The sequence below is a fragment of the Candidatus Arthromitus sp. SFB-turkey genome (genome assembly GCF_001655775.1).
GTDB classification, from domain to species: Bacteria; Bacillota; Clostridia; order Clostridiales; family Clostridiaceae; genus Dwaynesavagella; species Dwaynesavagella gallinarum.
Window position 1 is genome coordinate 15,841 of the sequence record NZ_LXFF01000017.1, and the last position, 9,230, is coordinate 25,070.

Genomic DNA, 9,230 nt, shown 5'->3' on the forward strand with positions numbered 1-9,230 from the left:
AATCTTCCTACTTATTAAATAAATCCAATTTTCTTCTTAACTTTCCTCAAAACTTTATAGGATACTTCACTTGCACTATTTGCACCGTCTTTATATACTTTTTCCAAATAATCCTTATTCTTTAAAAAATCTCTAACCTTTTGCTGAATTGGAATAAGTTCACTTAAAAGTGCTTCTACTAATTCATTTTTCAAATCCCCATATCCTTTTCCTAAAAATCTATTTTCAACACTTTCAACACTTTCACCAGTTATAGAGATTAAAATATTTATTAAATTTTTTATCCCTGATTGATCATCGTTATAAGAAACTACTCCCTTTGAATCTGTAACACTCTTTAAAATCTTTCTCTTTATAACATTTTCATCATCCATTATTTTTATATATGAATTCTCATTTTCATCTGATTTAGACATTTTCTTTACAGGATTTTGTAAACTCATTATTCTCGATGAATTTTCTACAATGTAAGGCTCAGGAATTTTAAAAGTTGGTGAATACAAAGTATTAAATCTTTCTGCAATATCTCTTGCAAGTTCTAAATGTTGTTTTTGGTCAGAACCCACTGGAACAAGGTCTGTATTATAAAGTAAAATATCTGAAGCCATAAGAACTGGATATGTAAAAAGACCTACTGGAATTGATTCCCCTACTTTTAGAGATTTTTCCTTATACTGAGTCATTCTAGATAACTCTCCCATATAAGTATAACAATTCAAAATCCAAGAAAGCTCACTATGAAAAGGAACATGAGATTGAATAAATAAATTATTTTTTTCAGGATCAATTCCACAAGCTATATAAATAGCTAAAACCTCTAAAATCTTTTCCCTAAGTTTTTTAGGTTCTTGCCTAACTGTTATGGCATGTAAATCTACTATACAAAAAAAACAATTATATTCCCCTTGAAGTTTTAACCAACTCTTTATAGCTCCAAAATAATTTCCTATAGTTAAATCTCCTGATGGTTGAATACCACTAAATATTGTTTTCATATTATACCCTACCTGTTTTTATTTACATTAAAAAGAGACCTTAAAATTAAGATCTCTTCCTAAAAACAAAACTATCTTCTAACTTCTCTTTTTTGATTCTTTCTTGCACGTCTGCAATCTGGACATCTTACCGGATCATTCTCAAAACCTTTTTCTTTAAAAAACTCTTGCTCTCCAACTGTAAACACAAAATCTTTTCCACAATCTTTACAAGTAATGTTCTTATCACTCATATTAAACACTCCTCACGTTCATAGGAATTATTTGAAGGACATTATCTTCCTTGTCAAACACTTATGAACGAAAGAATCCGTACCCTTAAAACAAACCTATTTTCTATATTAATTACACTTGTAATTATATACTTAATTTATAAACAATTCAATATAAAAATTTATTATTTTTTTCTCAACTAGAAATATTGTTAAATAAATATTTACTATTCTTTCAATTATATATGTTATTTTTAATTAATTCATAAATTTTCTTCATTTAGATAATAATAATCTAGAAAACTTATTGAAAAGAAGGTGTACGTAATGACATCATTAAAAGAAAATATTACCCATAATTCAAATAGTGAATTTGATATTTATAAAAAATTAACAGAAGAAGAAATTAATAGATTAAAACAACTAAATGATTCTCTACAATACAAACTATCTATAACAAGTAACTTACTAGATATAAGTAAATATCTAAATATGGGAATTGGAAATGATAACATTTTTAATATAATAAACGATGTTGCAATTGCAATATTTGGAGTTAAATATTCAACAATAATTGTTAAAGAAGATTCTAACACCTATTTAAATATCTCAAATGTAAACAGCAAAAACTATAAAAACTTTAATTTTATGTATAAATTTTTTGGTGAAGAAACTTTCTTACTCTCTTGTAAAAATGAATTAAGTATTGATTCTATAAAAGAACCTGATTCAAAATCTTTAATTGGATATCCTATATTTTGTAAAAAAAAATTCGTAGGTTATATGATTCTTGAACACCCTTATGAAAATTTCTTTGATCACCATAAGGTTCACTTTTTAGGTGCACTTGCAGACCTTCTTGCTATGACTTACGAAAATTACACTTTATATAAACAACTTGATGAAAAATCTAAAAATGATCCAAGTTTAAATATTTTAACTAGAGTTGAATTCATGGAAAGATTAAATTTCATTGCAAAGAAAAAACCAAAAAAAGATTTTGCAATTGTAATGATGGATATTGATAATTTTAAATCAATAAATGATTCTCATGGTCATCTTTTTGGAGATTCTGCACTAGTTCAAACTACAAATGCAATAAAAAATTTAGTTGGAGAACGTGACATGCTTGCAAGATACGGCGGAGAAGAATTCATAATGTATATAGATTCATTTGAAAATCCAAAAGACTTACTTATTAAAGTTGAGAAAATTCGAAAAACCGTTGAAAGCAATACAATAGAATTAAATGGATCAAAATCAAGTGTAACTATGAGCTTTGGTATAGCTATTTACCCATATGATGGAAAAACAATTGATCAACTTTTAAATCATGCAGATAATATGCTCTATAAAGCTAAAGATAAAGGTAAAAATAAAGTAGAAATTACCCTTTAAATTTTATTGATGGTGTACCATTTTGTATGTATAATATAATTTGCAAACAAGTTTTAGGGAGTGATCAATTTGAACTTATTTGCAATATCAGATTTACATCTATCTTTTAGTTCAAAGAAACTCATGAATATTTTTGGAGATAAATGGATTAATCATTTCGATAAAATTAAAGAAAATTGGATAAAAATGATTTCTAAAAATGATTTCGTATTACTTTGTGGTGATTTTTCATGGGCAATGAACTTAAATGAAGCAATGCCTGATTTAGATTGGTTAAATTCACTTCCAGGTAAGAAAATACTTATAAAAGGTAATCATGATTTTTGGTGGAATGGTATAAATAAATTAAATTCAATATATGAAAATATTAAATTTATTCAAAATAGTTATATTCCTTTTAAAGATTACGCTATATGCGGAAGTAGAGGCTTTAATATAGAAATTTGTGAAAATCAAGATGAGAAACAACATTTGAAAATTCTAGAAAGAGAAAAAATAAGAATGGAACTTTCTCTAAATTCAGCAATAAAAGACGGATTTAAAAAATTTATTTATATGATTCATTATCCTCCCTTTACTACAAATAATGAATGTAATAATAAAAATATATTTTTAGATTTAATAGATGAATATAAAATTGAAAAAGTATTGTATGGTCATATCCACAGTAACTTTGAAAAATTTTATGACAGAAAAATAAATAATACTAGTTACTATTTAACCTCTTGTGATTACCTAAATTTTACACCATTAAAAATATTATAATAAAATCTATTATTTTTTAGCTAAAATGGGTGATGTATTATGGCTATAAAACAATGGAAAACTTTTCTTATGCCATATCAACAAGCTGTTGAAGAATTAAAAATTAAATTTAAAAGTATTCGTAGTGAATTTAAATTTAGAAACGAATACTCACCTATTGAATTTGTAACAGGTAGAGTAAAAGAAGTTTCTAGTATTTTAGAAAAAGTTAAAAAATTCAATATTCCTATGGATAAAATCGAATATGAACTTGAAGATATAGCTGGAATTAGAATAATGTGTCAATTTGTAGATGATATAACAAAAGTTGTAAATATAATTAGAAAAAGAAAAGATCTTTCTATTTTATATGAAAAAGACTACATAACAAACGTTAAAGAAAGTGGATATAGAAGTTATCACATAATAATTAAATACCCTGTTAATTTATCTATTGGATGTAAAGAAATTATTTCAGAAATTCAAATTAGAACTTTAGGGATGAATTTTTGGGCTACAGCTGAACATTCATTAAATTATAAGTATAAGGAGCTTATCCCTCCAAATTTAAAAAAGAAATTAAAAGAAGCTGCAGATGCTGCTTATCAATTAGATGAATTAATGATGCAAATAAAAGATGAAATCAAAGATGCTCAAAGACTTTTTGGAGTAAAATCCAATATTGTTTCAAACATAAATGAGAGCTTAATTAGTTTAATTTCTCTTGGAAGGGTTAAAGAATCCAGTAATTATCAACTTCAATTAACTACACTTATTGAAATTGGCGATATAAACCAATTAAATTCCCTTTTATTATCAATTCAAAGAGATATCGATAAATATAAAAAGTAATAAGACTTCTATTTGTAATATTTTAGAAGTCTTATATTTTACACAATAATTAAATTACGAGGTCTATTTATGAATAATTTTTCACACGAGATTAAAAAAAGAAGAACCTTTGCTATAATATCTCACCCAGATGCTGGTAAAACTACACTAACTGAAAAACTTCTATTATACGGTGGTGCTATAAGACTTGCAGGTTCTGTTAAAGCACGTAAAGCTTCAAAACACGCTACTTCTGACTGGATGGATATAGAAAAACAACGTGGAATATCTGTAACAAGTTCTGTTTTACAATTCCATTATGACGATTATTGTATAAATATTTTAGATACACCAGGACACGAGGATTTTTCAGAAGATACATATAGAACTCTTGTAGCAGCTGATTCTGCTGTAATGGTTATTGATGGCTCTAAAGGAATAGAGCTTCAAACAAAGAAACTATTTCAAGTTTGTGCTCTTAGAAATATTCCAATTTTTACATTTATAAATAAAATCGACCGTGAAATAAAAAATCCTTTCGATTTACTAGAAGAAATTGAAAAAGAATTAAATATAAAATGCTATCCTGTAAATTGGCCAATTGGATGTGGACAAGACTTTAAAGGAATTTACCAAAGAGAGGAAGAAAAAATTTATACTTTCTCATCAAAAAACCACGGTCAAAATATTTCAGCTTCTCATTCTGGAAATTATAATGATGAGATTTTTAAAAACATACTAGGAGAAAATCTGCATTCAAACCTAATTGAAGAAATCGAACTTTTAAAACTTACAGAAACCCCTTTTAATTCTGAACAAATATTAAACGGAGAACTTACTCCTGTGTTTTTTGGATCTGCTATAACTAATTTTGGTGTTGAAATCTTTCTAAAAAATTTCTTAAAATATTCCTCAGAACCCTCAAAAAGAGAATCAACTATTGGAGATATATCTCCTTATGAAGATTTTTTCTCAGCATTTATATTTAAAATTCAAGCTAATATGAATCCTAAACATAGAGATAGAATTGCATTTATGAGAATTTGTTCTGGAAAATTTGAAAAAGGCATGGAAGTTTCTCATATTCAAAATAACAATAAAATTAAACTCTCCCAACCTCAACAATTTTTTGCTCAAGATAAAGAATTTATTGATGAAGCCTACGCTGGAGATATTATAGGTGTGTTTGATCCAGGAATATTTTCAATAGGAGATACTTTAACAACTTCTCCTAAAAACTTCAAATTTAATGGTATGCCATCTTTTGCACCAGAATTATTTGCAAATATAAAACCTATTAATTCAATGAAAAGAAAACAATTTATAAAAGGAATTACTCAAATAGCTCAAGAAGGTGCTATTCAAGTTTTTAAAGAAATTAATTTTGGAATGGAAGAAGTTATAGTTGGTGTAATAGGTAATCTTCAATTTGAAGTGCTAGAATATAGATTAAAACACGAATATAACACAGAAATTAAAATAAATAAACTTCCATATAATTTAATACGTTGGATAGAAAAATGTGATATTCCCATAGATAAACTTAATTTAACTAGTGATACAAAAAAAGCTACCGATTTAAAAAATAGAAATATTTTAATTTTTCAAAATGCTTGGGGAATTCAATGGGCTATTGATAAAAATCCTTCAATTATTTTATCTGATATTGGAAAATTCCAAGAGTAAAATATTTATAATTTGTTAATAATAAAAATGATTTAATTTTTATTTTTAAAAGGAGTTGTTTTTATGGAAAAATTTTACGGACCAAATATTCGTATTTCTGATGAAACAGACAATTCAGTTAAAAATTTCAATAAATTAAATCATTCAAATATACCAAATCCAAAAACAAACCCAATCGTTGTAAATAATATTTCAACAAGTGAATTTGATTATACAGAAAAACCATAAAAAATAGGTGCTTTTAAAAAGCACCTATTTTTTTGATTTATATACCATGTTTATATGTGGAAGTCCAGATTCTAAATACTCTTCTCCCTCTTCAACAAATCCAAGCTTTTTATAAAAATTCACAGCATGTACCCGAGATCTTATTTTTATAATATTTTCATTTAACTCATTTTCTATAAATTTTATACTTTCACTTAATAGTTTCTTACAAAACCCTTTTCCTCTATATAATTTATTTGACATAACTCTCCCAAAAGAAACTTCAGGAAAATTTACTCCTTTATTAAAAATTCTAGTGTATGCTAATATTTCACCATTATCCTCTACAAAATGATGATAACAATCATAATCTAAACTATCCAAATCCTGATAAACACATTTTTGATCAACAATAAAAACTTGAACTCTTAATTTAATAATTTCGTATAATTCTTTAACTGTAAGTTCATTAAATTTTTTAATTACTAAATTCATAAATTACCTCAAATCAAAATTTAAAAAAATATATCAAAAACCAAATAAAATAATATCATAAATTTAGGTAAAAATATATAAAATATTTTTTCATACTATATTAAAATATTAATTTTTATTGGAGAGATTTTAATGAATATATTAATACTAGGTGGAGACGAAAGATTTATTTCTCTTGAAAAAATTCTTAATGAAAATAATTTTAAAACTAAAACTTCTTTTTTAAATTCAAATGATGAAAATTTCAAAAAAATAAATAATTTTGATATAATTTTTCTTCCAATACCTTTTTCAAAAAATAATTTCTTAAACGCACCTTTTTATTCTGAAAAAATAAATACTGAAAGTATATTTTCTAACCTAAAAAATTTCAAAGGTAAAATAATTGGGGGATTTGATAAAAATTCAGAAAACACATTAAAAGAAATGAATTTAAACTTTATAAATATTTTAAAAGATGAAAAATTTACTTTAATAAACGCAATAATAACAGCTGAAGGTTCCATAGAAAAATTAATTCATGAAAGTGAAAAAAGTTTATTTGAATCAAAAGTTTGTATAATTGGATATGGACGCGTTTCAAAAGCGCTTTCAAGAAGAATAGAACCATTATGCAAAGAATTAATTATTTATAATAATCCTTCAATAAACTATGTTTATACAAAAATAGATAATATAAAATCTAGAACAATAGATAATTTCAAAAATGAAGCAAAAAACTTTGATATAATCATAAATACAATACCTCATTTAATAATAACAAAAGAAATTTTAAATTCATTAAACAAAAAAACATTAATTTTAGACTTATCTTCACTTCCTGGAGGAGTAGACTTTAAATATGCAAATATTAAAAACATAAAAACAATACACTATTTGGGAATACCTGCAAAAGTTTCAAGGGAAAGCTCTTCAAAAGCTATATTTAATTTTTTTAAAGAAAATTTAAAATAATGAATAATTTATATATAAAATTACAAAACTAATCTCAAAGGAAGTGATTATTATGGATCCAAAAGACCTTTGGGATATAGATAATATATTTGATTTAGTTGAAAATAACCATAACGAATTTAATAACTCACCTCAATATAATGAATATACAAATAATATAAATGATTCTGAATTTGATCCACTTAATAACGATTTTTTCATATAAAAAAGACTAGCCTTTTAAGGCTAGTCTTTTTTATATTAAATTAAGAACATAAAAATTTTTCTTTCCTTTTTTAATTATTGCTTTTCCATCTTTAAAAGCATCTATATTTAAAATAAAATTCACATCACTTATTTTATTTTCATTTAAAGCAACCCCACCTTGAGTTACAAGTCTTCTTCCTTCTGATTTTGATGGAAATATTTTCTTAGAAACCAAAATGTCTAACAAACTGCATCCAAGCTCACTTTCTGAAACATCATACTTAGGTGCATTATCTAAATTTCCTTCTTTTGAAAACAAAGCACGTGATGCTTCCATACATTTAATCGCTTCTTCTTCTCCATGTATAATTTTAGTTACTTCAAAAGCTAATACTTCTTTTGCTTTATTAATTTGTTCTCCCTCTACACTACACAACTCTTTAATTTCATTAAGAGGAACAAATGTAAGCATCTTTAATGTTTTCTCAACATCTTTATCATCAATATTTCTCCAATATTGATAAAAATCATATATAGATGTTTTTTCCTTATCAAGCCATATAGCACCACTTTCAGTTTTACCCATTTTCTTTCCATCACTTGTTAAAAGTAAATTACATGTAAGGGCATAAACTTGTTTTCCAGTTTTTCTTCTAATTAAATCCATACCACCAATCATATTTGACCATTGATCGTCTCCACCAAGCTGCATAATACAATTATATTTTTGATTAAGTACTAAAAAATCATATGATTGCATAATCATATAATTAAACTCTAAAAAACTAAGTCCTTTTTCAAGCCTCTGTTTAAAGCATTCTGCTCTTAACATATTATTAACTGAAAAATTAACACCAATATCTCTCAAAAATTCTATATAATTAAGATTTAGAAGCCAATCTGAATTATCAACCATTATAGCTTTATCATCTGAAAAATCTATAAATTTTGATATTTGCCCCTTAATTTTTCTTATATTTTCTTCAATAACATCTCTTGATAACATTTTTCTCATATCAGTTTTTCCTGTAGGGTCACCAACCATAACAGTTCCCCCACCAACTAAAACAATAGGTTTATGACCATATTTTTGCATATGAGCCATAAACATAAGGGTAACAAAATGACCAACTGTTAAACTATCTGCAGTAGGATCATAACCTATGTAAAATACAACTTTATCCTCATTAATATTTTTTTTAATTTCATATTCATGAGTCATTTGTTTTATAAAACCACGACTCTCTAATTCTTCAAATAAACTCATCATATTCCCTCTTAGTTTATAATTAAAATTTTTCTAAATTATAACATACCTAAATAAATTTACAAAATATAAATTTAAATTGTTATATACAAATAGTTATCAACATTATTAACATATATATGTTAATAACTTTATTTTTTTATAATTAATTATAGAAATATTTTATATTTTTCAAATATTTACCATTATTAATAACAAAATTTTAAAATATTTATTCCTTATATCTAAATTTATAAACACATTATTGCATCGATA

11 protein-coding genes are annotated in these 9,230 nt (G+C 25.0%); 7 read left to right on the forward strand and 4 right to left on the reverse strand.

Annotation, left to right across the window (positions count from 1 at the left end):
• Positions 1–14: 14 nt before the first annotated feature.
• Together trpS and A6P36_RS03380 are read right to left on the reverse strand one after the other, a co-directional pair.
• Positions 15–995, reverse strand: a complete 981-nt coding sequence (gene trpS, locus A6P36_RS03375) for a tryptophan--tRNA ligase (protein WP_066760986.1) — start codon at positions 993–995, stop codon at positions 15–17.
• A 71-nt stretch (positions 996–1,066) separates the two neighbouring features.
• Complete coding sequence (locus A6P36_RS03380; RefSeq protein WP_066760988.1) at positions 1,067–1,228, reverse strand: zinc-ribbon domain-containing protein; 162 nt, start codon at positions 1,226–1,228, stop codon at positions 1,067–1,069.
• Positions 1,229–1,534: 306 nt separating this feature from the next.
• On the opposite strand from A6P36_RS03380, the gene A6P36_RS03385 reads away from it, so the two are divergent.
• The 5 genes from A6P36_RS03385 to A6P36_RS08210 all read left to right on the forward strand — a co-directional run bounded on the left by A6P36_RS03385 (position 1,535) and on the right by A6P36_RS08210 (position 6,094).
• Positions 1,535–2,605 carry a sensor domain-containing diguanylate cyclase gene (locus A6P36_RS03385; RefSeq protein ID WP_066760990.1) on the forward strand — a complete coding sequence of 357 codons (1,071 nt, stop codon included), beginning with the start codon at positions 1,535–1,537 and terminating at the stop codon, positions 2,603–2,605.
• A gap of 69 nt (positions 2,606–2,674) precedes the next feature.
• Complete coding sequence (locus A6P36_RS03390; RefSeq protein ID WP_066760992.1) at positions 2,675–3,370, forward strand: metallophosphoesterase; 696 nt, start codon at positions 2,675–2,677, stop codon at positions 3,368–3,370.
• Between the two features lie 39 nt (positions 3,371–3,409).
• Positions 3,410–4,201 carry a GTP pyrophosphokinase gene (locus A6P36_RS03395; RefSeq protein WP_066760994.1) on the forward strand — a complete coding sequence of 264 codons (792 nt, stop codon included), beginning with the start codon at positions 3,410–3,412 and terminating at the stop codon, positions 4,199–4,201.
• A gap of 69 nt (positions 4,202–4,270) precedes the next feature.
• On the forward strand, positions 4,271–5,866 hold the full coding sequence (locus A6P36_RS03400; protein WP_066760996.1) for a peptide chain release factor 3: 1,596 nt from the start codon (positions 4,271–4,273) through the stop codon (positions 5,864–5,866).
• A gap of 63 nt (positions 5,867–5,929) precedes the next feature.
• The gene (locus A6P36_RS08210; RefSeq protein WP_191336244.1) at positions 5,930–6,094 is read left to right on the forward strand and encodes a hypothetical protein; all 165 of its coding nucleotides are present in this window, start codon (positions 5,930–5,932) and stop codon (positions 6,092–6,094) included.
• A 24-nt stretch (positions 6,095–6,118) separates the two neighbouring features.
• On the opposite strand, the gene A6P36_RS03405 is transcribed toward A6P36_RS08210, so the two are convergent.
• A complete protein-coding gene (locus A6P36_RS03405; RefSeq protein ID WP_066760998.1) occupies positions 6,119–6,568 on the reverse strand; it encodes a GNAT family N-acetyltransferase in 450 nt (149 codons plus the stop codon).
• A gap of 132 nt (positions 6,569–6,700) precedes the next feature.
• Between A6P36_RS03405 and A6P36_RS03410 the strand changes: the two genes are divergently transcribed.
• A complete protein-coding gene (locus A6P36_RS03410; RefSeq protein ID WP_066761000.1) occupies positions 6,701–7,522 on the forward strand; it encodes a dipicolinate synthase subunit DpsA in 822 nt (273 codons plus the stop codon).
• Positions 7,523–7,574: 52 nt separating this feature from the next.
• A complete protein-coding gene (locus A6P36_RS08215) occupies positions 7,575–7,727 on the forward strand; it encodes a hypothetical protein (protein ID WP_191336241.1) in 153 nt (50 codons plus the stop codon).
• Positions 7,728–7,757: 30 nt separating this feature from the next.
• Here A6P36_RS08215 and tyrS read toward each other — a convergent pair whose 3' ends face one another.
• On the reverse strand, positions 7,758–8,978 hold the full coding sequence (gene tyrS / locus A6P36_RS03415) for a tyrosine--tRNA ligase (RefSeq protein ID WP_066761002.1): 1,221 nt from the start codon (positions 8,976–8,978) through the stop codon (positions 7,758–7,760).
• Positions 8,979–9,230: the final 252 nt, after the last annotated feature.